Source organism: Pseudomonas sp. GD03858, assembly GCF_029840925.1.
Lineage (GTDB): Bacteria > Pseudomonadota > Gammaproteobacteria > Pseudomonadales > Pseudomonadaceae > Aquipseudomonas.
The window spans coordinates 46,001-66,700 of record NZ_JAOCDM010000007.1; the positions used below are offsets into that span (position 1 = coordinate 46,001).

Genomic DNA, 20,700 nt, shown 5'->3' on the forward strand with positions numbered 1-20,700 from the left:
TCATATCGGAACTTGGCGTGGGAGCGGGCTTGCCCCGCGATGAAGGCTAGACCCAGACAGCATCCCAATGAGGATAATCCCCAAGCCGCCTGACCAAGCCTGCCCTCAAGGGATTTGCCACCACATACCTGGCAAATTCGCGGAGATCTTCCTCTCGCCTCAGCGCCCTGTCGTGGTACCCCGGCTGCCACAGCTGCCCTTTCAGTTTCCCAAGCTTGAACAGCGAACAGCGGCTACGCGACTTGAGTCGCCGCATGATCGTAGCGAGGGTGTCGTCCCCCAACTTGATCAGCCAGTGAAAGTGATCGGGCATGACCACCCATGCCAGGCTACATAAGGATCCCTCCTGTTCAGCTTGGTTGAAATGGAAAGGCAAGCAACGAGCAGCCTGGAAATCTTCGAAAAATGGAAAGCGGTCTCTGGTCGTGCTGGTCAGCAAGTAGACCCGGTCAGGCTCGGAGCACCTGCCGCGGCGCAGGCGGTGGGAAGCGGGACGATCCATGTCGATCTCCTTGAGGTAAAGAACTCAAGGTAGATGGCGTGTGCAATCGACAGCGAAGGGAAGAGGTACCGAATGTTTCATGGGTCGTGCACAAGCATCGCGGGGCAAGCCCGCTCCCACGCCGGTCTTCGATGCCTGCAAGTATGATATCTGGCGTGGGAGCGGGCTTGACCCGCGATGAGGGCTACGCAGGCAACTCGATCACGAACCGCGTCCACCCACCTTCGCACTCCGCCCGAATCTTCCCGCCGTGCGCCTGCACGATCGAGCGGGTGATGGCCAGCCCGAGCCCTGCATGTTCACTGCTGCCTTCCTGGCGCGCCGGGTCTGCCCGATAGAAACGGTCGAACAGCCGCTCCAGCAGTTGCGGGGCGATCGCCGGGCCACTGTTGGCCACCTCGATGCGCAACCCCGGCGCAAGGCTCACACGGATCTCGCCGCCCGCCGGGGTGAAGCGCAGGGCGTTGTCCAGCAGGTTCGACAAGGCCCGGCGCAGCATGTGCCGGTCGCCTTCGACATGCGCCTGGCCCTCGCGTGACAGACTGACTTCAGCTTCTTCGGCCAGTGGCGCGTAGTACTCCAGCAGCGCATCGACCTCGGTCGCCAGGTCCAGCGCCTGGCTGTTGGGCATCAGCAGGCCGTGGTCGGCCTTGGCCAGGTAAAGCATGTCGTTGACCAGCTGGGCCATCCATTGCAACTCTTCAAGGTTGCCATGCAGGGCCTCGCGGTACTCCTCGAGGCTGCGCGGGCGGGTGAGGGTGACCTGGGTGTGGGTCAGCAGGTTGGACAGCGGCGTGCGCAACTCGTGGGCGATGTCGGCGGAGAACGCCGACAGGCGCTGGAAAGCATCGTCCAGACGCTGCAGCATGGCGTTGACCGTGCCGGCCAGCTCGGCCAGTTCCTCGGGCATCTCGGCGACCGGCAGGCGGGTGGTCAGCGAGCGCGCGTTGACGCTGGCGGCGACTTTGCCCATCCGCCGCAGCGGCTTCAATCCACGGCGCACGGCCCAGGCACCCAGCAGCGCGGTGACCAGCGCGCTGAGGCCGACCGTGAGCCAGATCAGGCGCTGCATGCCTTGCAGGAAGTGCTGGTGATGGGTGATGTCGAGGAACAGGGTCAGCTGCGGCGAGGCGGGTCGGGTTTCGTCCAGCGGCAGGCTCAGCCCTCGGTAGTCGATGCCCTGGGTATGCAGGGTAGCCAGGCCGGGTTGGTCCGGGGCGTCCGGCAGGTCGCTGCGGCTGGCGAACCAGGTGGTGCCGTCGACCGCGCGCACGCGCAAGGCCAGGTCGGACTGGTGGCTCAGCTCGTTGAGCAGCCCCGGCAGGCGCGTGGCCAGTTGCTCGGGACTGGTCACGCCGTCAAGCAGGCTGCGCATCAGCGACAGGCGGCCGCTGAGCAGTTGCTGGTCGAGTTCGACGAAATGCTGCTCGCTGGCGCGGCTGAACAGCAGGCCGGCGCCCAGTGAAACACTGGCGGTGCAGGCGGCGAACAGCAGTGCGAGGCGGCTGCCGAGGGACAGGCGGCGCATCAGTCCTGGCGCTCCTCGAGCACGTAGCCCATGCCGCGCACGGTATGGATCAGCTTGGTGGCGTGGGTGTCGTCGATCTTCAGGCGCAGGCGGCGTATGGCCACCTCGATGACGTTGGTGTCGCTGTCGAAGTTCATGTCCCACACCTGCGAGGCGATCAGCGACTTGGGCAGCACCTCGCCTTGGCGGCGCAGCAGCAGTTCGAGCAGGGCGAATTCCTTGGCGGTCAGGTCGACGCGCTGGCCGGCCCGCTCGGCGCGGCGGCGGATCAGGTCAAGGCGCAGGTCGGCCAGGCTCAGGCAGGTGTCCTGGCTGGCGCTGGCGCCCCGGCGCAGCAGGCTGCGTACCCGGGCCAGCAGCTCGGAGAAGGCGAATGGCTTGACCAGGTAGTCGTCGGCGCCCAGTTCCAGGCCGTGGACGCGGTCCTCGACGGCATCGCGGGCGGTGAGGAACAGCACCGGCGTGTCCAGTCCGGCTTGACGCACGGCCTGGAGGATCTGCCAGCCGTTGCGCCCCGGCAGCATCACATCGAGGATCAGCAGGTCGTGGTCACCGGTCAGGGCCAGGTGCTGGCCGGTGTCGCCATCGTTGGCAAGCTCCGTGGCGAAACCGGCTTCGCTCAGCCCCTGGCTCAGGTACTGGCCAGTCTTGGCCTGGTCTTCGACGATCAGCAGTTTCATGTGTTTACCAACGGTTAGGGCCAACGTGATGCCGAAATGATACGTGACGATCTGGCGGCCTGCCCAAGCTGACAAAGTTGTAATCTTCCCGTCAGCCAGCTGCCAGCCAGCCTTTTCGAGAATGGCCTCATTCTCCCAGAACGACCCGGAGTCACCCATGAAACACCTGTTTATCGCCGCCGCCCTCGCACTGGTCAGCCTGCCGAGCTTCGCCGACAGCGGCAAACCCTTCGCCTTCGGCGAGCCGGCCGAGGCTGCCAAGGCCACCCGCACCGTCGAGGTGGTGCTCAAGGACATCGCCTTCGAACCCAAGAACATCAAGGTCAAGGCCGGCGAGACCGTGCGCTTCGTGCTGGTCAACCAAGGCAAGCTGCCCCACGAGTTCAACCTGGGCGACAAGGCCATGCACGCCGAGCACCAGAAGGAAATGATCGCGATGCAGGGCAAGATGTTCACTGCCGGCATGAACCACGAAGGCATGGACCATGGCCAGATGGATCACGGCCAAATGGGTGCTGGCCACGGCCATGCGGGCGGCAACACCGTGCTGGTGCAGCCCGGCCAGCGCGCCGAGCTGACCTGGACCTTCCGCAAGTCCGCGCCCATCGAATTCGCCTGCAACGTGCCGGGGCACTACCAGGCAGGCATGGTCGGGCCACTGACCATCGAGTGACATCGGCTCCAAGGCGGGGTGCAAAACCGGTAGACTAGGGGCAATTTCGAACCTTCAGGTCAGTTTCCATGCATCCCGCCGCCGAACATTCCCCGCTGGGCAAGTCCAGCGAATACATCGCCACCTACACCCCCTCGCTGCTGTTCCCGATTCCCCGCCTGGCCAAATGGGCCGAGCTGGGCGTGAGCGGCGACGCGCTGCCGTGGCAGGGCGTGGATTTCTGGAACTGCTTCGAGCTGTCCTGGCTGCTGCCCTCGGGCAAGCCGGTGGTGGCCATCGGCGAGTTCGCCATCCCCTGCGATTCGCCGAACATCATCGAGTCCAAGTCCTTCAAGCTGTACCTCAACTCGTTGAACCAGACGGTGTTCGAGTCGCTGGACGCGCTGCAGGCTTGTCTGGTCAAGGACCTGTCCGCCGCGGCTGGCAAGCCGGTGGCGGTCAAGGTCAGCACCCTGGCCGAGGTCGAGGGGCAGGGCGTGACGGCGTTGCCGGGCCAGTGCATCGATGCGCTGGATGTGAGCATCAGCAACTACGAGCAGCCGCAACCGGAACTGCTGCGTTGCTCGTCGGAGCGCGTGGTGGAAGATACCGTGCACAGTCACCTGCTCAAGTCCAACTGCCCGGTCACCGGTCAGCCGGACTGGGGGAGCGTGGTGGTGGAATACAAGGGGCGGGCGCTGGATCATGCCAGCCTGCTGACCTACCTGATCAGCTTCCGCCAGCATGCCGACTTCCACGAGCAGTGCGTGGAGCGGATCTACCTGGACCTGAAGAACCTGCTCGAGCCTGAGCACCTGACGGTGTATGCGCGGTATGTGCGCCGTGGCGGGCTGGACATCAACCCCTACCGCAGTACTGGGGCGATCAATCCGCAGAACCTGCGGTTGGTACGCCAGTAACGTGTGGCATGTGGGAGCAACTGCCTTGCTCTGATTCCTCAATCCTGCGTGGTTCCTGTAGGAGCGGGCTTGTCCCGCGAACACGGGCGTAGCCCGTGCCATACACCGAGGTGTCATTTTCGCGGGCAAGCCCACTCCCACAGGTATTGCGCAGTGCCTGAGGCGGTGAGGCGTCCTGTGGGACGCAGCCTGGTCAGATGCCCATGCTGTGCAGTGAATTGGCGATGCTGCGCAGGGTGGCGGTGAGGTCGGGGTGATCGGCTTCGAAGCGTTCGATGGCGAGGTTCACGCCATCGACCAGGTTGTTGTCTGGCGTGGCTTCCTCGAGCTTGAGCTGGGCCTCGATCTGCCTGGCCTCTTCATGCAGGCTGGCCAGTTCCTCTTCTGAAAGCGGCACATTGCGATCCAGTTGCTCGCGCAGGCTATTGAGACGCTCTTGCAGTTCGCGGGCAGGCATTGTTCGTTCTCCATCAATGACTTGGCAAGGCATGGACCTCGGCGAAGCGGGAAAGGTTCTTGCCTGTCCTCAAGGGTAATCCACTTGCCGTCGCTTTGCATGACCCGCATCAACCGGGATGTGTCAGGGTTTCTCTCCCTTGTGACGGCGCTGGGCGATGTCCGCCAGGCACGTGTCGAGGGACTCCAGGTGATCGATCACCGAGTGCACGCCCAGGCCGAACAGCTCCATTGTCGCCTTGCCGCGCGCCAGGTCCTGCTCTTGCCGAGTCATGGCTTGCCATTGGCTGGAAGTGAGGTCGCAGGAGGGGCTGCAGGCTGCCAGCCCCACGGTCCACAGGCCGGCATTGAGGCCCGACTGCAGCAGCAGTGGCTCACCGCTCACCAGCACGCAACCGTCCAGGCGTTCGCTCTCGAGGGCCATGAGCGCCTGCCAGCAGGCATTCGGTGCCGGCCACTTGCAGCCGTGGGACAGGTGGCCCGGTAGCCATTGCGGCAGCGCGCGGGTCAAGTGCTTGCCCTGGGCGGCGCTGATCTCATCGAGCCATATGCATGGCACATGCTGACTGCGCAGGCGATCGAGGGAATCCAGGGCGCCAGGGGTGGGCAGGGGGCTGCCGTTCGCGGCCTGGATCAGGCAGCCGCGCAAACCGAAGAGCACGGCGGTGAAGGCGGGTGCATCTTGCATGGCGACTTCCCTGAAATAGTCCGCAGGCTATCCAGCGATTGTTACCTGCAGATGACAGTGACAGTTGTTCACATAATCTTGATCAAGATGTGTAAGACTGTTCGCCAGTCAGCAAGCCAGTATACTTGCGCCCTAATAGAGCAACGCGCCAAAGGCCGTTGCCGCCGTGAAATCCGATGGAGAAACATCTATGCGTAGGATCGGTGCCGGAGTGATCGAGCGAGTCACCCAGGCCTGTGTCTGCGCCAGCTTGCTGCTGGCGCCCGTGGCGGCCACCCAGGCGGCCACCGAGGAGGATCCCTGGGAGTCGGTGAACCGGCCGATCTTCAAGTTCAACGATGTCCTCGACACCTATGCCCTCAAGCCGCTGGCCCAGGGTTACCAGTTCGTCACCCCGCAGTTCCTCGAGGATGGCATCCACAACGTCTTCCGCAACCTGGGCGACGTCACCAACCTGGCCAACAACGTGCTGCAGCTCAAGCCCCGTGCGGCAGGTGTCGACACAGCGCGGCTGATCGTCAACACCACCTTCGGCCTGGGCGGCTTCTTCGACGTCGGCACCAAGATGGGCCTGCAGCGCAACGACGAAGACTTCGGCCAGACCCTCGGCTACTGGGGCGTGCCCAGCGGGCCGTACGTGGTCATCCCGTTCCTTGGCCCAAGCACCGTGCGCGATGGCCTGGCCAAGTACCCGGACACCTACACCGAACCCTACCGCTACATCGATCATGTGCCGACGCGCAACTCGATCTTCGCCCTGGACGTGATCGACACGCGCGCCAGCCTGCTGTCGGCGGAAAAACTGATTCAGGGCGACAAGTACATCTTCCTGCGCAACGCCTACCTGCAGAACCGCGAGTTCAAGGTCAAGGACGGGCAGGTCGAAGACGACTTCTGATTGGCATGGCTGTGAACAAGGCGACCTTCGGGTCGCCTTTTTCGTAACAGATCAATGCATGGCCAGGATGCGCAAACCGAACTTCTGCGCGCCGCCTGGCTGATCGGCGATCCACACCACCTCGGTGCTGGCGTGCAGGCCCTTGAGGGCCGGGTGGTCGGAGTCGATGCGCACTTCGAGTCGGTCGCCAACCTGGAACCGCTGCGGCGCCTGGACCTGCATGCCGCTGCTGGAGAGGTCCAGGCACACCGCGCTGATCACCTGGCCTGCGTGCAGCAGCGTGACCTCGGTATCGATGCGCATGCGAATGAAATCGCGTTTTTCGCTGTAATCCACGGGGGGCTGGGACATGCTTGCATCCTTTCATCAGGTTGCGCTGGTCGGCTTTCTTATAACGCCGGGTGATTTGCCCTGTAAAGTGCAGGGAAGTCTACCTTCCCATGCTTGAAACGCCAGGCGGATGGGAGTACCGTCTGCGCCTTACAGGGCACCTCTGCTATTTGCCGGACCAGTTTTCTTGTCCTACAACTCAAATAGAGAGTGGCTAGAGTGCATTCTTCCAGTAGCTGTCCGTCGTTCACGGTCGCTACGCCAACCCCAGAATCTGGCGCCGTTCGCCCACATGCAGAAAACCAGTGCAACGCTGCTGATCATCGATGACGACGACGTGGTTCGTGCCAGCCTCGCCGCCTATCTGGAAGACAGCGGCTTCAGTGTCCTCCAGGCCAGCAATGGCCAGCAGGGCCTCCAGGTCTTCGAAGAACACCAGCCCGACCTCGTGATCTGCGATCTGCGCATGCCGCAGATGGGCGGCCTCGAGCTGATCCGCCGTGTCAGCGAGCGCGCCCCGCAACTGCCGGTGATCGTGGTGTCCGGTGCCGGTGTGATGAGCGATGCGGTCGAGGCGCTGCGCCTGGGTGCGGCGGATTACCTGATCAAGCCCCTGGAAGACCTCGCCGTGCTCGAGCACTCGGTGCGTCGCGCGCTGGATCGATCGCGGCTGATGCTGGAAAACCAGCGCTATCGCGACAAGCTCGAAGCGGCCAACCGCGAGCTGGAGGCCAGCCTGCACCTGCTGCAGGAGGACCAGACAGCAGGACGCCAGGTGCAGATGAACATGCTGCCGGAAAACCCCTGGGTGGTCGGCGAGTTTGCCTTCGAGCACCAGATCATCCCATCGCTGTACCTGTCGGGCGATTTCGCCGACTACTTCCGCGTGGACGAGCGGCGCATCGCCTTTTACCTGGCGGATGTCTCCGGCCACGGTGCCTCGTCGGCGTTCGTCACGGTGCTGCTCAAGTTCATGACCACGCGCTTGCTGTTCGAATTCAAGCGCGGCGGCAAGATGCGCGAGTTCAAGCCTTCGCAGGTGCTCAGCCATATCAATCGCGGGCTGATCAACTGCAAGCTCGGCAAGCATGTGACTATGGTCGGTGGCGTCATCGACGAGGAAACCGGGCTGCTGACCTACAGCGTCGGTGGCCACTTGCCGCTGCCTGTGCTGTACACCCCGGGCCAGGCCCGTTACCTGGAAGGCCGAGGCCTGCCGGTGGGGCTGTTCGACGAGGCCAGCTATCAGGACGAGGTGCTGGAACTGCCGCCGCAGTTCAGCCTCACCCTGATGTCCGATGGCATTCTGGACCTTTTGCCGGGTGACACACTCAAAGATAAGGAAGCGACCTTGCCGGAAATCGTCAAGGAAGCGGGGGGCAGCCTGGAGGGGCTGCGCCAACGATTCGAATTGGCTACGCTTGGGGAGATGCCGGATGATATCGCCCTATTGGTGTTGAGCAGGAACCTTGAATGAGTACCGGTAGAATCCAGTTCGCCGAGCAGAGCGGAACCTTCGTTCTGAAATTCGTCGGTGAAGTGCGCCTGACCCTGTGTTCGGCGCTGGATGCGACGATCGAGAAGATTTTCACCGCGCTGAACTTCTCGGCCATCGTCATCGACCTGACCGAAACCGAAAGCATCGACAGCACCACGCTGGGCCTTTTGGCCAAGCTGTCGATCCTGTCGCGGCAGAAAGTCGGCCTGTTGCCGACCGTGGTCACCACCAACCCGGATATTTCCCGCCTGTTGCAATCGATGGGTTTCGACCAGGTGTTCAACATCGTCGATCGTCCGGTGCCGTGCCCGGAATGCCTGACCGACCTGCCGTCCCAGGACCAGGACGAGAGCGTGGTGCGCTCCAAGGTGCTGGAGGCGCACAAGATCCTCATGGGGCTGAACGACTCCAATCGTGAGGCGTTCCATGACCTGGTGAGCGCGCTGGAGCGCACCTGATTCATCGCCTGCCCCGGCCTCTTCGCGGGTAAACCCGCTCCCACATTAAGGCACGCGCGACTCCTGTGGGAGCGGGTTCACCCGCGAAGAGGCCAGCCAGCCCCACACATCACACCCGCTTAATCATCTTTCGACACGAACTCGGTCGCCTCACTTCCGTCGGCACTTAGCTGAAACACTCGTGCCGGTCGCCCCTGTTCATCGAAGAACACCTGCCCCAGGCCCGCGCCATTCCACAAGCGCTCCCCAGCCTTGCTGCGGCTCGGCGTGCGCGGTACCACTTCCATTTCCCGGCGCTTGGTGAACCAGTTGAGTGGCGAGCGCGGCGAGTACAGCCAGCGATTGAGCCGATCGAGCACATCGAGCAAGCGCCGGGGGAATTCGTTCTTGATCCCGCTGCTGGTCACCTGCCATAAGTGCGGGCTGCGCTGGCGATGGCGGATCAGCACTTCGTAGACGAACGAGTAATGCACATCGCCTGACAACACCACGTAGTGCCCCGGCGTGCGCGAGTGGCGGAAGATGTTGAGGATCACCTGCGCCGCACCGCGGTGGGCCATCCAGTTTTCCGCGTCCACCAGCAACGGGTGGCCGAGGGCGCTGAACACCCGTTGCACGGCCTCGATCAGCTTGACCCCGAAGATCGGTGCCGGCGACACGATGATCGCCGACGGATGATCGAGCAGCGCCTGCTGCAGCTCGCTCAGGGCCTCCCAGTCGAGCAGGCCGGAAGGCTTGGCCAGGCTGCTTTCACTGCGCCAGCGGCGGGTGCGGGTATCCAGCACCAGCAGCGGCGGGTCGCTGGGCAGGGTGTACTGCCAGCCCTGGAAGCGCAGCAGTTCATCGATCAGCGCGTCCCGCCCTTCGTCCATCCGCAGGCACTGCCTGATCAGTGTCGCGCAGCCATCCGGGTCGTTGCCCCAGCCCTGGCACAACAGGTAGCCGAGCAGGGCATTGCCGATGATGCGCCGGGAAAACGGATGACCGTAGGCGGTCTGTTCCCACTGTGCCGACAGGTTCCAGTCATCGGTGATGTCGTGGTCGTCGAAGATCATCAGGCAGGGCAGATGGGCCATGACCCGCGCCACCTGGCCAAGGTCGTCGCGAAACGCCTTGATCAGCGGCAGTTCCTGCTGGTAGCGAGCCTGGCGCTCGTCGCTCAGCCCCGTTGGCATGGTCAGCGCCACCAGCGTCCAGGGCGCTGGCGACCAGACCAGCAGGTACATCGCCATGACCTCGGCAAAGGTCACCAGGTGGTTGTCGGCGTTGCTGGACGAGAAGATCGGCTTGCGCTTGCCGCCGAAGAAGCGCTCGCGCAGGGTTTCGTTGCCTTCCTGTGCCGGCAGCAGGTCGGCGCGATGGTAGTAGCAGGCCGGGTGGCGATAGAGCTCGGCACCGCTGTCGACCAGCGCGCCATCGAGCGCCTCGTCGAACAGCCCCAGGCGCTCGATCAGCTCATGGATGGCGCGCAGCATCGGGCCGGCGACATCATCGGCATAGACCTGATCGCCCGTCATCATCAGCACCGCCGGACGCCCTTCGGGGGGCGGGCTGGCGGCGAGCAGGCGGTCGGCGCAGAGCAGGCCGTCCGCCGAGGGGTAATGGGGTTTGCGGCAGGACCCGTGGAGTACTTGGTCCAGACGCTCGCGCAGCACGAAGCTCGGGCGGCTGGCGCCGGGGTAGAGCAGGTGCGGGGCCCAGTCGGCGATCCCCTGGCCGTTGGCCAGGCGCAGGTCATACCCCAGCGTGGTATTGCACGGCAGCGGACGGTCGAAGTGGACCTCCAGCAAATGGATGAAGGCGTGCTTGCCGACCGGGATCACCTCGCAGCGCGGGGTGGCGCTGATACCGGCCTGGTCGAGGAGGAACTCGGGTTGCAGCGGCTGCGAGCCGACCAGCCAGATGGCCAGGCGCTGGGGTTCCAGGCGGCGCAGTACCGGGCCGGCGAGGACTAGAGGGAGCGACGGGGTAGGTGTCATCTATCTTGAGCGAAACATGAGAGGGTGGTCTGGCTCAGGCCCTGTGGGAGCGGGTTTATCCGCGAAGAAGGCATCGCGGTGGTGGGCACCTCGCGGGTAGACCCGCTTCCACAGAGTGCGCGTGCTGCATGCTGCTCTGTATGGCAGCGGGCCCGATACAAAAACGGGCGGCAAATGCTCTGCATTAACCGCCCGTCGATCAAGCCGAAGATGTATCTGGCTTTGTCAGCCAGCCATCAGCGCTTCCAGCTTTTCCTGATCCCGGGCGAACTGGCGGATACCTTCGGCCAGCTTCTCGGTGGCCATGGCGTCTTCGTTCATCGCCCAGCGGAACTGGCTCTCATTGAGCTGCTGCTTGGCCTCGCCGGTATTGCCCGGCTTGAGCAGGCGCGGCAGCTCGCCCTGGTCGTCCGACAGCTGCTGCAGCAGCTCGGGGCTGATGGTCAGGCGGTCACAGCCGGCCAGCTGTTCGATCTGGCCGATGTTGCGGAAGCTCGCGCCCATGACCACGGTGTCGTAGCCGTTGGTCTTGTAGTAGTCGTAGATGCGGGTGACCGACTGCACGCCCGGATCCTCGGCGCCGACGTATTCCTTGCCGGTGCTCTTCTTGTACCAGTCGTAGATGCGGCCCACGAACGGCGAGATCAGGAACACCCCGGCATCGGCGCAGGCCTGGGCCTGGGCGAAGGAGAACAGCAGGGTGAGGTTGGTCTGGACGCCTTCCTTCTCCAGCTTCTCGGCGGCGCGGATGCCCTCCCAGGTGGAAGCCAGCTTGATCAGCACGCGGTCCTTCGGCACGCCGGCGGCTTCATACAGCGCGATCAGCTGACGGGCCTTGTTCAGCAGCGCCGGCTCGTCGAACGACAGTCGCGCGTCCACCTCGGTGGAGATACGCCCCGGAATGACTTTGAGAATGCCCGAGCCCACCGCCACGGCGAACTTGTCGCAGGCCAGGTCGACATTGCCCTTGGCATCGGCCTTGACCTGCTTGAGCAGGTCAGCGTAACCCGGGATGGCGGCGGCCTTGAGCAGCAGCGAAGGGTTGGTGGTGGCGTCGACCGGCTTGAGGCGGGTGATCGCGTCCAGGTCGCCGGTGTCGGCGACCACTGTGGTGAACTGCTTGAGTTGTTCCAGCTTGGAGGTCATGGGCGTGCTCTGTCCTGTGCGATGGCTCGACATTACCCGAGCCCCGACGGCCACTCAAGGCCCGTCGCAGGCGTCTCGGGATACCCGCTCCCAGTGTAGGAGCGGGCTTGCCCGGCGATGGGCTGCAAAGCAGCCCCGGCCAACGCCAGGGCTGCGGTAAAAAGCTAACCCTTCGAGTCCCAACCCCGTCGCTGGTTCCCTCAACGCCCCTGCAACAGCTCGGCGGCCTGGTCCAGTACCTTCAGCGGTTCGCTGGTCTTGTGAATGTCCGCCGACAGCAGCTGGCGGAATCGCCGCGCCCCCGGGAACCCCTGGCCCAGACCGAGGATATGCCGGGTGACGTGATGCATCGCGCCGCCGCTTTGCATATGCGCGACGATATAAGGTCGCAACTGCTCCAGCGCCTCGGCCCGGCTGACCACCGGCGCCGCGCTGGCGAACAGCTGCTGGTCGACCTCGGCCAGCAGGTACGGATTGTGGTACGCCTCGCGCCCCAGCATCACGCCGTCGAAGGTCTGCAGGTGGGCGCGGCATTCGTCGAGGGTCTTGATGCCGCCGTTGAGCACCAGTTCCAGGTCGGGGAAGTCGGCCTTGAGTTGCGCGGCCACGTCATAGCGCAGCGGCGGGATCTCGCGGTTCTCCTTGGGGGACAGGCCTTCGAGGATGGCGATGCGCGCATGCACGGTGAAGCTGCGACAGCCGGCGTCGCGAACCTGGCCGACGAAGTCGCACAGCTCGGCGTAGCTGTCGCGGCCATTGATGCCGATGCGGTGCTTGACCGTCACCGGAATGCTCACGGCGTCCTGCATGGCCTTGACGCAATCGGCCACCAGTGCCGGGTGGCCCATCAGGCAGGCGCCGATCATGTTGTTTTGCACCCGGTCGCTGGGGCAGCCGACGTTGAGGTTGACCTCGTCGTAGCCAGCGTCCTCGGCCAGGCGCGCGCAGGCGGCCAGGTCCGCCGGCACGCTGCCGCCCAGTTGCAGGGCCAACGGGTGCTCGGATTCGTCGTGGCGCAGGAAGCGCTGGGCGTCGTTGTGCAGCAAGGCGCCGGTGGTGACCATTTCGGTGTAGAGCAGGGCGTGCTTGGAGAGCAGGCGCAGGAAGAAGCGGCAGTGCCTGTCGGTCCAATCCATCATCGGCGCAACGGAGAAGCGGCGGGAGGGCTCAGGGCGCGTGGTTTGTGGCTTAGCGACTGATTTTTCGGTGTTTTCGTTCAACGTGTTTCGTACCGATTTTCGGGGGGGTTGGGGCGTTCTACCCGGTAGCTGGCGCAATGTACCAACGCTCACGGCAACGATCAGAGCACGCAACAAGGCCGATGGCGCAACCAGCAGCACCGTCCAGATCCGTATCGATCGCGACAAGGGTGGGTAGTCTACCAAGAGCGCCAGGCCTTCGCCCGTCAACAGGCCCTCAGACCTGGGCGAGGCGACGGGAGACCGGGTTGGCGGAGCCTGGTGCTATCGAGCAGGCGCGCTCCTTGTCAGGAGCGCGTGGTTACTTTGATATGAGCACTTGAAGTCGCAGGGATGAGTAATCAACGTGCATCCGTGTAATCGTCATTGGCGCAGATGGTGCAGTGCAGTCGCTTGAAGTGCTCTGCAGACATTAACAGATGTTCAACTTCAGCCTTAAGCTTTCGCAGTTCATCGACCGATTTTACTCCTTTCGCCTCGTGATATAGGCGAACCGCCTTGACTGCCATCTTCATCAACTCATCGGCCTTTTTTACTTCCTCTTGACTCGCCATGTTTCCCTCGACTTAACGTTCACTAAAAAGCCCAGTCTAGATGAGGATCGGCCGCTGCATAGTTGCATTGCCGGGATGGAGAGTCCAAGGAGTGGAACAATAAGCCGTTCATGAGACAAGTCCTTTCTATTTGCTGCCCTCCAGAGGCCGGCAGCCCCGGAAAAATCACCGTTCGTCAGATAAATTTCATTATTTTCATAATGTTACGCCACCATTGTCGCGCACTCATGACGGAGCCAATGCACAGCGATGAGAGACCGAGGCTCCCAATACTGGCGTTGGGCCGACGCGCAGTTGATTCACGATAGTCATGAAGAACTTATCTGCAGTGGGTGGGTAATTGATGTAAAAGCAAGCAGGTCAAGAGGAGGCGTCAATCAACTTTTCATAGGCATCTATTCAAAAAACGGGGGCCGAGCCGTCGAAGAATACCATGAGCACCGTCAAGAACACTCTCTTGAGGATGTGACGTCATGGGGTGTCGAACGTGCAAGGTCGCTGATTCCTTTGGTAGAGGGAAGTTAGCATCTACTGTTGCCACTCTGTAATTATGTTTTGCGCCTGAAACGGATAGGCGAGCTTAACGAATTGCCGATTTTTTTCACCTGACGACAATTAAGCCTATCTAATGTCGAACGATCCATTGAAACGACACCAACTCGCCTTGCTGGAGCTTCGCGAGCGCTCCTCCATCGTCGCCAGCTACGCGGAGCTGCTGCTTTCGCAGTTCAAGAGCAGTGACACTGATCAGCACGATGAGCCACAGAAAAAACTGCTGGAAAACCTGCTCATTCTGGCGAGTAGTAATTGGAATCAAGCCCTGTCGGCACGACAGTCCATAAAGTCCGAAATAAACTACCTCGCCAGGATCGGTGTTTTCTCGATTGCCCAGAGCTCCGAGCTGTGCAAACGCCTGGATACGCTCGCCAGCGAGCTCCAGCGCTCCTGACCGCTCACGGCCATGCCAGGCACTTGCCCGCTCGAAAGGCGAGTGGCTGGCGTGGCCGCGATTTCTCAGTACCAGGGCGATCGGAACTCCTCACTGATGAAGTCGACAAAAGCCCGGACGGAAGGTAGCAGCCCTCGCCGAGAAGGAAACATCACGGTAATCACCGCCTCTGTCGGCTGCCATTGCGGAAGTACAACCACCAGGCTCCCCCGTGCCAGTTCGTCGGTGATCAGATACTCAGGCAGACAGGCGATGCCGACCCCATCGAGCAACGCTTGTTTCAGCGTTGAAAGATCATCGCTTACCAACCTTGGCTTGTACTCGATCTCTACCTTGTTGCCACGTTCGTCGCTCAATTGCCACGCACTGGCGGTCAACGGACGTTCCCACTCCAAGCCTGGAAGTTCCCCTGCCTGTATTGCCTGATCAAGCGCTCCATATCTGGACAGTAACTGGGGGCTCCCCACCAGTACTTGCGAGCAAACTGCAAGTTGCTTGACGACAAGATTGCGCGTGTCCAGAGGAAGAAAGTTCAAGTCCAGGAAAAGGTCGTATCCCTCACTGATCACGTCCACCTTGCGATTGAACGATTTGACGTAGAGATCCACCTTGGGGTGTTTCTGCATGAAACTTGCCAGCATCGGTGCCAGCCCGAAACCAAGGAGAAACGTGCTGCAGCCCATGCGAATGGTGCCGCTCGGCTCTCCATGGTTGAGCTGAATGATGTTTTCCGCAGCTTCGACCTCTGCCATCATGGCTTGGCAATGCCGGTAATAGTTCTGTCCGATTTCTGTTACTTGGAAGTGACGAGTTGAGCGCTGAATCAATCGAAATCCCAGTCGATCCTCGAGATTGCTGATCTTACGGCTGACGGTGGATTTGGGCATGCCCAGAATACGTCCTGCGGCTGCAAATCCGCCCTGTTCCACCACCCTTAGATAAACGTACAACTCGTTAAGATCTATCATATTTCGAACTCTGATCGTTCCATCCACGGGATGCGGAGTCCCAAAAGCCGCTAGACCTTACAGTCCCTGTCAGGATAGTAAATGACGGGGGAAAACAATCTAGGAAAATTTTGCCCAAACATATTTCCATTTATGGAACAGAGCGTCCCTTGTATGGGTCTGTTGCGTTTATGACAAACGACAGGTCATTTTGGTTTCTTTTGGCAGGAATTCATGACTAGTTGCACTCGTCGCTCGCGGCCTTTAAGTCGTGGAGTTTGACTTTCACTCTTGGCGAGTCGTAATCGCTGAAGATTGTTAAATTGACGCCAACAAGTTGGCGATTGTTCCTCGGGTGATAGGCGTATACGGGTGTAGTGCTCAACATTCGAGGTTGACATGATGAAACGTCTGCATGGTTTTTATCCTTCGTCTCGCGGATAGGGCAGCAGTCCGTAGCGCCAGACCAGTCGCTCTTGGCAAGCCCCGGTTTTCCTCGGGAAGTTGATGTTCTCTATGTCCGATGATGTGATTGCAGGCGGATCGTCGCTTGCCGACAATCTCCGTTTTTGCAGGGTAGGGGCGTCAGGACGTGAATATGGGTAGGTTGATGTTCGATCAATACCTGAAACGATGGGGGCTGACGCCCGACGGGGATGCTTTCGTTTCGTTGAGTGCTCATCTTCTACCTGTGCGTCGAGGCGATACGCCGGCCATGCTGAAAGTATCGCAAGCCCCGGAGGAGCAGGCGGGCAGCCAGCTCTTGGCCTGGTGGGGCGGCGATGGCGCGGTCGCTGTGCTGGCCCATGATGGCGAGGCGTTGTTGATGCCTCGGGCTCAAGGCTCGGCATCGCTGGAGCAGATGGTCAGCGATGGCCAGGATGAGGCGGCCACCCGCGTTCTCTGCGCGGTAGCCGCCCGCCTTCATGCTCCGCGCCCCAAACCTCTGCCTGCGTTGGTTCCGCTGGAGCAATGGTTCGAAGCGCTGTGGGGCGCGGCAGCGACCCATGGCGGGGTGCTCGAGCTCAGCGCGAGGGCGGCCAGGACGCTGTTGGCAGCGCCGTGCGATGTCGGGGTACTGCACGGTGACATCCATCACGGCAATGTGCTCGATTTCGGCGAGTCCGGCTGGCTCGCCATCGATCCCAAGGGGCTATACGGTGAGCGAGGCTTCGATTACGCCAATATGCTTTGCAACCCGGATGATGCAAGCGCGCTTGCCCCGGGATGCTTCGCCGGTCGGGTAGCGCTGATCTCAAGTGTTGCCGGCATCGATCGGCGACGGCTGTTGCAGTGGGCGCTGGCCTGGGCAGGCCTGTCGGCCACCTGGATGCTCGAAGACGGTGCCGAGCCGAGTGGTCGGCTAGAGGTGGCGAAGCTTGCAGCCTCGGCGCTCGATAGCGGCGAGCAGGCTTGAGCACGCGCTACCGGCCATTGCCGACGAAGCCGGTGCCCCACAGCAGAGGGCCTGGCACCGGCCAATCGACCGTTTAGGCTGCCTTGCCCTCAACGGCTCATTCCCAACTCCGCATCATCCATCAGCGCTTTGGCCAGCGCGCTCAGGTAATACGCTGCCCAGAGCATCTGTGGTTTCTCCTCCATGATCCCGCTGATGGTCAGGTCGCGCACGCAGCCCATGAGTTCCGAAGCCTGGTCCCGCGCATGCTGGCACGGGATGCCGGGTTCGATGCAGAACAGCGCGTCGGTTTGCCCTTCGCCCTGGTAGAACTTGGTCTTGCCCACAGTGGTGTGGGGCGTGGTGTCGTTGCTGTTCATTGCTCTGTCTCCCTGAAGCTGTCGATGCCTAATGCGCCATGGTCTGCGCGCACAGGGCGTACTCCGTGGCCTGGATAAGGGTGTCTTCGAGGGAGTGGTGGTTGTGGGGTGGGTCGGGGACGATCTTGAGCATCGTATGATTCCTTTTAAAGGCCGCCTCCTGCCTGCTGTCAAACAGTCGGGTGGCAGCTGTACGCGGGTTGACAGACCGGCGGAATCACAAAGCTCCGGCGCACGCGGGCGTGCCCACACGTACAGCCGCCATATAAGGCGAACCGTATGCGTGATTACCGTTGCGGCCTGTCAAAGCCGGTCGCTGAACACCAGCGACTCGCCGAGACTAGGGTCGTGCCGCAGCGCCCGCAACGGGAAAAATGCGGCAAAAGTATCTTTGGGAAATGGACTACAGGGAAGTGGGCAAATCTGATTGTTGCTGCCTTTCGGAGTTCGTCGGCTCAAGAGAAAAGTTCTGGAACTGTCTCCACTTCGCAGTCCTGATCAATGGCCGTAGGCTCGGCAATAAGCGACTTGCTATGCTGCTGGCGGTCTGGACATAAGGATTCGCCAGCGCCGGATGGCGGCGCCAATACAAGGAGGTACTCATGCAAGTCACATTACCCCTGAGTGTCAGCGACTGGAAATACAAGTCGGCCAGCGGTGGCGGGCTGGCGGTGATGTTCGCCGCCGCCAGCGGCGGCATGCTGACCTTGACCGATCCCAACAAGGCCGAACAGCAGTTTCGCTACGGCTCGCTCGGGGTCGGCGTAGGTGCTGGCGCGCGCCTGCCGCGCGTTGGCAAGATCAATCTGCTGGTGCGCGGCAAGAGCGTCGGCGCGGTGGGCACCAACGAAGACTTCCCGGCGATCGGCACGGTGCTGGTGGCCGACTCGGTTGCCGGCCGTGGCCTGGACCGCGATGACTTCAAAGGTGGCTGTCTGTTTCTCGACGGCGGGCTGGGCCTGGTCGGCGGTGCCGCCGGCTCGGGCGTGCTGTTCGGCCTGGACCCCAAGCTGCTGCTCCTGAGCACTGCCGCGGTCGGGGCGGGCGGTGGCATCTCGCCCCAGCACTCCTTGGTGCCGCTGTTGCGCTCGGCCAAGGGTGTGATCCTCTCCGCCGGGTTGAACATCGGGGTGCAGGCTGGGGGCGGTTTGGCGTTGACCGTGGGCGGGCTGTTCTGATTGATGGGGGCGTGCGCATGGGCGGCTCGTGACCGCCCAGACGTATCTTGGCCGGTGTAGCGTTGCGCTGCGAAAGATCCAGGTTGAATAAGAGAAAGAGGGCAGAGTTAGAGTAAATTTGTCGCGAGGCAGGGTGAAAAATAGACTGCTCCCCCCCCCCTTGCCCTGCGAGCATTAAAGTAATAGTGGGAGTGTATGGGCTTAGTTGGCCTGGTCTGAAAAAATACCTGTTTTGGAAAGAAAAGTAATGTATTGCTCTATTGAATCTTTAAAGGGGGTGCCATAAAGAGAGCTAAAGGACTCAAAGAATCTGGTGTTTTGCGATTCTTGTATTTCAGCTATTAGGTCAGAGTTGTCCTTGTACAAACTTGGTCGCAGCACCTTTAATTCTTGTGCGGTGATGAAAGCTTTGTGAGGGTTGTTTTCTAGGAGTGATACGATTACCAAGCCGCGGACAGGGTCAGAGCTAGATGCCAATTCTTTTTTTATCTTGTAGTGTTTTATCGACCTGTCGAAATATTCCTTTGCCTGGGTTAGCTCCCCGAGCCTGATAAATGCCCAGCCTAGCTGGTTCAGGTTCCAAGGTGACTCCTCGCCACTTTCATCTATTCTTTTTGTGACTTTCTTTAAAGCTCCCCGAAAATCACTAATATCATCTGCGTTTGTGACGGCAAATAGTAGTCCGTCGAACGTTAAAGACTTTGATTTTTCTGGTAGATTGTTAAAGTCTTTTGATGTTACTAGCTCTTGAAATGCTCTGGCTGCTGCCGAGAATTCTTCACCTTGATTCAAACTTAAGCCGGTATAGAGCTGCTCGTAGGGGGCAAGCCGACTCTCGGCTACCGAGTTGACTTTGTTGTCAATGAATGAGTAGGCGCCGGCGATCGCAGCTACCGCGCCTCCTAGAGCGGATAGTAAATTTACTATTCCTGGGTGATCGGAAATTAATTTTCTTATGTCGGTTATTAATCCGGCTGAATTTTTTGCGTTCGGCGAATTCATTTGTTATGTCGACAATCATTAAGTTGGCAGAGAGGGTTGAGGAATTTATGATATCAATGTGATTCGATGGTGTCGATTAGATTTTGCGTGGCGGTGGTTTCTATTAATGATTGTTGGTGTGCGCGTTTTACGGAACGCTCTTAAAACGCTGGCTCTACAAAGTCTAGTTATCTGCGCAGAGTGGATGTGTTTTCTATAGCAGTATGTACTGCTGATACCTATCCACCAAAAACGCCTGACTGTCACGCAGCTGTACGGCGAACTTCATCAGTTCCTCCATCACCTTCACCACTCGGTTGTAGTACGCCGAAGGCTTCATGCGCCCGGCCTCGGCGAACTCCAAGTAGGCCTTGGGCGCGGAGGACTGGTTGGGAATAGTGAACATCCGCATCCAGCGCCCGAGAACGCGTAGCTGGTTGACCACGTTGAACTACTGCGGGCCGCTGCATACCTGCACCACGGTCAGGGTTCTGCCTTGGGTGGGACGAACTGCGCCCAGCCCAGTGGGATCCAGTCGATCTGCGCTTTGAAGACGGCGGACAAGGCGCCGTGACGTTCCGGTGAGTACCAGACCTGGCCCTTTGGCCACTACACGAGGTCCCGTAGCTCCTGCACCTTGGGATGCTCGGCAGGGACGTCGTCGGGCAGTGGCAGGCTAGATGGATCGAAGAGGCGATTCTTGGCGCTGAAGTGCTCAAGCAGGCGCGCGGCTTCCTCCACCAGCAGCCTGCTGAAGGAGCGTTCCCGAGTCGATCCTTACAGCAGCAGGATTCGGGGCTTGTGCTCGCTGGAATGCGCTGTGACTGGGGGCGTCGAGCAGCGAAAGGTCGAGGTTGGGCAGTCGCTTCATCATGTTCGTCGCCCGCTCAGAGCGTGCCGATCCGCTCCAGCTCATGCTTGAGCTGGTCGCGATCGAGCGTACCGAAGGGCAGGGCAAAGAAGGCGTCGAAGCTCTTTTCGATTCGTGCCAGCGTCGCGCGGAACGCCGCGTCGATCGCTGCTTCATCCCCCTCGACAGCGGAAGGATCCGCCAGCCCCCAATGTGCCTTCAGCGCCGGGCCGAAATAGACCGGGCAGGCCTCGCCGGCAGCCTTGTCACAGACAGTGATGACGATGTCCGGCGGGTTGTCCTCGAAGGCGTCGTTGCCTTTGCTGCTCAGGCCGTCGGTGGCGATCCCGGCCCGTTGCAAGGTGACGAGGCTGCGCGGCAACACCTGCCCCTTGGGGAAGCTGCCGGCGCTGACGCCCTCGAACCCTGGGGGCGCCATGTGGTTGAACAGGGCTTCGCTGAGAATGCTGCGGCAACTGTTGGCCGTGCACATGAACAGGACTCGCATGGAAGGCTCCTCGCGTCGGGGCG

The 20,700-nt window shown here is 61.3% G+C and carries 22 protein-coding genes and 1 pseudogene; 8 read left to right on the forward strand and 15 right to left on the reverse strand.

All coding sequences use genetic code 11. From position 1 onward, the window contains the following. Positions 1-46 precede the first annotated feature (46 nt). The 3 genes from N5D48_RS03645 to N5D48_RS03655 all read right to left on the reverse strand — a co-directional run bounded on the left by N5D48_RS03645 (position 47) and on the right by N5D48_RS03655 (position 2,710). Positions 47-502, reverse strand: a complete 456-nt coding sequence (locus N5D48_RS03645; protein WP_279881136.1) for a transposase — start codon at positions 500-502, stop codon at positions 47-49. 184 nt (positions 503-686) lie between these two features. Beyond that, the gene (locus N5D48_RS03650; protein WP_279881213.1) at positions 687-2,033 is read right to left on the reverse strand and encodes a heavy metal sensor histidine kinase; all 1,347 of its coding nucleotides are present in this window, start codon (positions 2,031-2,033) and stop codon (positions 687-689) included. After that, positions 2,030-2,710 (reverse strand): heavy metal response regulator transcription factor, encoded by a 681-nt coding sequence (locus tag N5D48_RS03655; RefSeq protein WP_186733457.1) that lies wholly within the window; start codon positions 2,708-2,710, stop codon positions 2,030-2,032. Before N5D48_RS03655 ends, N5D48_RS03650 begins: the two co-directional genes overlap by 4 nt. Before the next feature lie 157 nt (positions 2,711-2,867). Here N5D48_RS03655 and N5D48_RS03660 point away from each other — a divergent pair, with 157 nt between their 5' ends. Then, positions 2,868-3,383 carry a cupredoxin family protein gene (locus N5D48_RS03660; RefSeq protein ID WP_279881141.1) on the forward strand — a complete coding sequence of 172 codons (516 nt, stop codon included), beginning with the start codon at positions 2,868-2,870 and terminating at the stop codon, positions 3,381-3,383. A 68-nt stretch (positions 3,384-3,451) separates the two neighbouring features. Next, a complete protein-coding gene (queF, locus tag N5D48_RS03665) occupies positions 3,452-4,282 on the forward strand; it encodes an NADPH-dependent 7-cyano-7-deazaguanine reductase QueF (RefSeq protein WP_279881143.1) in 831 nt (276 codons plus the stop codon). A gap of 193 nt (positions 4,283-4,475) precedes the next feature. Here queF and N5D48_RS03670 read toward each other — a convergent pair whose 3' ends face one another. Continuing rightward, the gene (locus N5D48_RS03670; protein WP_063545619.1) at positions 4,476-4,739 is read right to left on the reverse strand and encodes a DUF4404 family protein; all 264 of its coding nucleotides are present in this window, start codon (positions 4,737-4,739) and stop codon (positions 4,476-4,478) included. A gap of 123 nt (positions 4,740-4,862) precedes the next feature. Continuing rightward, positions 4,863-5,426 (reverse strand): phosphonoacetaldehyde phosphonohydrolase-related protein, encoded by a 564-nt coding sequence (locus N5D48_RS03675; RefSeq protein WP_279881147.1) that lies wholly within the window; start codon positions 5,424-5,426, stop codon positions 4,863-4,865. A gap of 190 nt (positions 5,427-5,616) precedes the next feature. Between N5D48_RS03675 and N5D48_RS03680 the strand changes: the two genes are divergently transcribed. After that, positions 5,617-6,324, forward strand: coding sequence for a VacJ family lipoprotein (locus N5D48_RS03680; RefSeq protein WP_279881149.1), 708 nt, complete (start codon positions 5,617-5,619; stop codon positions 6,322-6,324). Positions 6,325-6,375: 51 nt separating this feature from the next. Here N5D48_RS03680 and N5D48_RS03685 read toward each other — a convergent pair whose 3' ends face one another. After that, the gene (locus tag N5D48_RS03685; RefSeq protein WP_279881152.1) at positions 6,376-6,675 is read right to left on the reverse strand and encodes a PilZ domain-containing protein; all 300 of its coding nucleotides are present in this window, start codon (positions 6,673-6,675) and stop codon (positions 6,376-6,378) included. A 271-nt stretch (positions 6,676-6,946) separates the two neighbouring features. Between N5D48_RS03685 and rssB the strand changes: the two genes are divergently transcribed. Further along, positions 6,947-8,131, forward strand: a complete 1,185-nt coding sequence (rssB, locus tag N5D48_RS03690; RefSeq protein ID WP_279881154.1) for a two-component system response regulator RssB — start codon at positions 6,947-6,949, stop codon at positions 8,129-8,131. Beyond that, positions 8,128-8,610, forward strand: coding sequence for an anti-sigma factor antagonist RssC (gene rssC / locus N5D48_RS03695; protein WP_279881157.1), 483 nt, complete (start codon positions 8,128-8,130; stop codon positions 8,608-8,610). The genes rssB and rssC overlap by 4 nt, the downstream gene beginning before the upstream one ends. Positions 8,611-8,729: 119 nt before the next feature. Here rssC and N5D48_RS03700 read toward each other — a convergent pair whose 3' ends face one another. The 4 genes from N5D48_RS03700 to N5D48_RS03715 all read right to left on the reverse strand — a co-directional run bounded on the left by N5D48_RS03700 (position 8,730) and on the right by N5D48_RS03715 (position 13,488). Continuing rightward, a complete protein-coding gene (locus tag N5D48_RS03700) occupies positions 8,730-10,589 on the reverse strand; it encodes an alkaline phosphatase D family protein (protein ID WP_279881159.1) in 1,860 nt (619 codons plus the stop codon). A 225-nt stretch (positions 10,590-10,814) separates the two neighbouring features. Beyond that, positions 10,815-11,735, reverse strand: coding sequence for a transaldolase (gene tal / locus N5D48_RS03705; protein ID WP_279881161.1), 921 nt, complete (start codon positions 11,733-11,735; stop codon positions 10,815-10,817). Positions 11,736-11,935: 200 nt separating this feature from the next. Then, positions 11,936-12,955, reverse strand: a complete 1,020-nt coding sequence (gene dusA, locus N5D48_RS03710) for a tRNA dihydrouridine(20/20a) synthase DusA (protein WP_279881163.1) — start codon at positions 12,953-12,955, stop codon at positions 11,936-11,938. Between the two features lie 320 nt (positions 12,956-13,275). Next, positions 13,276-13,488 (reverse strand): hypothetical protein, encoded by a 213-nt coding sequence (locus N5D48_RS03715; protein ID WP_279881165.1) that lies wholly within the window; start codon positions 13,486-13,488, stop codon positions 13,276-13,278. A 628-nt stretch (positions 13,489-14,116) separates the two neighbouring features. Here N5D48_RS03715 and N5D48_RS03720 point away from each other — a divergent pair. Continuing rightward, entirely contained in the window at positions 14,117-14,437 is a 321-nt protein-coding gene (locus N5D48_RS03720; protein ID WP_279881167.1) for a hypothetical protein, read from the forward strand. A 65-nt stretch (positions 14,438-14,502) separates the two neighbouring features. On the opposite strand, the gene N5D48_RS03725 is transcribed toward N5D48_RS03720, so the two are convergent. Then, positions 14,503-15,405 (reverse strand): LysR substrate-binding domain-containing protein, encoded by a 903-nt coding sequence (locus tag N5D48_RS03725; protein WP_279881169.1) that lies wholly within the window; start codon positions 15,403-15,405, stop codon positions 14,503-14,505. 589 nt (positions 15,406-15,994) lie between these two features. Here N5D48_RS03725 and N5D48_RS03730 point away from each other — a divergent pair. After that, positions 15,995-16,801 carry an aminoglycoside phosphotransferase family protein gene (locus N5D48_RS03730; RefSeq protein ID WP_279881172.1) on the forward strand — a complete coding sequence of 269 codons (807 nt, stop codon included), beginning with the start codon at positions 15,995-15,997 and terminating at the stop codon, positions 16,799-16,801. Positions 16,802-16,890: 89 nt separating this feature from the next. On the opposite strand, the gene N5D48_RS03735 is transcribed toward N5D48_RS03730, so the two are convergent. After that, positions 16,891-17,160 (reverse strand): DUF3077 domain-containing protein, encoded by a 270-nt coding sequence (locus tag N5D48_RS03735; protein WP_279881174.1) that lies wholly within the window; start codon positions 17,158-17,160, stop codon positions 16,891-16,893. A gap of 602 nt (positions 17,161-17,762) precedes the next feature. Here N5D48_RS03735 and N5D48_RS03740 point away from each other — a divergent pair. Then, positions 17,763-18,338: a hypothetical protein gene (locus N5D48_RS03740; RefSeq protein ID WP_279881176.1), complete on the forward strand. Its 576-nt coding sequence runs from the start codon at positions 17,763-17,765 to the stop codon at positions 18,336-18,338. A 201-nt stretch (positions 18,339-18,539) separates the two neighbouring features. Here the strand turns inward: N5D48_RS03740 and N5D48_RS03745 are convergent, their stop codons facing one another. The 3 genes and pseudogenes from N5D48_RS03745 to N5D48_RS03755 all read right to left on the reverse strand — a co-directional run bounded on the left by N5D48_RS03745 (position 18,540) and on the right by N5D48_RS03755 (position 20,677). Next, complete coding sequence (locus N5D48_RS03745) at positions 18,540-19,340, reverse strand: tetratricopeptide repeat protein (RefSeq protein WP_279881179.1); 801 nt, start codon at positions 19,338-19,340, stop codon at positions 18,540-18,542. Positions 19,341-19,533: 193 nt separating this feature from the next. Next, positions 19,534-20,193 (reverse strand): annotated as a pseudogene (gene arsH, locus N5D48_RS03750) (arsenical resistance protein ArsH). A 13-nt stretch (positions 20,194-20,206) separates the two neighbouring features. After that, on the reverse strand, positions 20,207-20,677 hold the full coding sequence (locus N5D48_RS03755) for an arsenate reductase ArsC (protein WP_279881181.1): 471 nt from the start codon (positions 20,675-20,677) through the stop codon (positions 20,207-20,209). Between the last annotated feature and the right edge of the window lie 23 nt (positions 20,678-20,700).

Bases quoted from the DNA above. Each gene is read 5' to 3' on its own strand.
- N5D48_RS03735 (WP_279881174.1), bottom strand. From the start codon at position 17,160: ATGAACAGCAACGACACCACGCCCCACACCACTGTGGGCAAGACCAAG.
- N5D48_RS03745 (WP_279881179.1), bottom strand. From the start codon at position 19,340: ATGAATTCGCCGAACGCAAAAAATTCAGCCGGATTAATAACCGACATA.
- N5D48_RS03660 (WP_279881141.1), top strand. From the start codon at position 2,868: ATGAAACACCTGTTTATCGCCGCCGCCCTCGCACTGGTCAGCCTGCCG.
- N5D48_RS03740 (WP_279881176.1), top strand. From the start codon at position 17,763: ATGCAAGTCACATTACCCCTGAGTGTCAGCGACTGGAAATACAAGTCG.
- N5D48_RS03730 (WP_279881172.1), top strand. From the start codon at position 15,995: ATGTTCGATCAATACCTGAAACGATGGGGGCTGACGCCCGACGGGGAT.
- N5D48_RS03685 (WP_279881152.1), bottom strand. From the start codon at position 6,675: ATGTCCCAGCCCCCCGTGGATTACAGCGAAAAACGCGATTTCATTCGC.
- N5D48_RS03670 (WP_063545619.1), bottom strand. From the start codon at position 4,739: ATGCCTGCCCGCGAACTGCAAGAGCGTCTCAATAGCCTGCGCGAGCAA.
- rssC (WP_279881157.1), top strand. From the start codon at position 8,128: ATGAGTACCGGTAGAATCCAGTTCGCCGAGCAGAGCGGAACCTTCGTT.
- tal (WP_279881161.1), bottom strand. From the start codon at position 11,735: ATGACCTCCAAGCTGGAACAACTCAAGCAGTTCACCACAGTGGTCGCC.
- N5D48_RS03700 (WP_279881159.1), bottom strand. From the start codon at position 10,589: ATGACACCTACCCCGTCGCTCCCTCTAGTCCTCGCCGGCCCGGTACTG.
- N5D48_RS03645 (WP_279881136.1), bottom strand. From the start codon at position 502: ATGGATCGTCCCGCTTCCCACCGCCTGCGCCGCGGCAGGTGCTCCGAG.
- N5D48_RS03755 (WP_279881181.1), bottom strand. From the start codon at position 20,677: ATGCGAGTCCTGTTCATGTGCACGGCCAACAGTTGCCGCAGCATTCTC.
- N5D48_RS03655 (WP_186733457.1), bottom strand. From the start codon at position 2,710: ATGAAACTGCTGATCGTCGAAGACCAGGCCAAGACTGGCCAGTACCTG.
- rssB (WP_279881154.1), top strand. From the start codon at position 6,947: ATGCAGAAAACCAGTGCAACGCTGCTGATCATCGATGACGACGACGTG.
- N5D48_RS03725 (WP_279881169.1), bottom strand. From the start codon at position 15,405: ATGATAGATCTTAACGAGTTGTACGTTTATCTAAGGGTGGTGGAACAG.
- queF (WP_279881143.1), top strand. From the start codon at position 3,452: ATGCATCCCGCCGCCGAACATTCCCCGCTGGGCAAGTCCAGCGAATAC.
- N5D48_RS03715 (WP_279881165.1), bottom strand. From the start codon at position 13,488: ATGGCGAGTCAAGAGGAAGTAAAAAAGGCCGATGAGTTGATGAAGATG.
- N5D48_RS03680 (WP_279881149.1), top strand. From the start codon at position 5,617: ATGCGTAGGATCGGTGCCGGAGTGATCGAGCGAGTCACCCAGGCCTGT.
- N5D48_RS03675 (WP_279881147.1), bottom strand. From the start codon at position 5,426: ATGCAAGATGCACCCGCCTTCACCGCCGTGCTCTTCGGTTTGCGCGGC.
- N5D48_RS03720 (WP_279881167.1), top strand. From the start codon at position 14,117: ATGTCGAACGATCCATTGAAACGACACCAACTCGCCTTGCTGGAGCTT.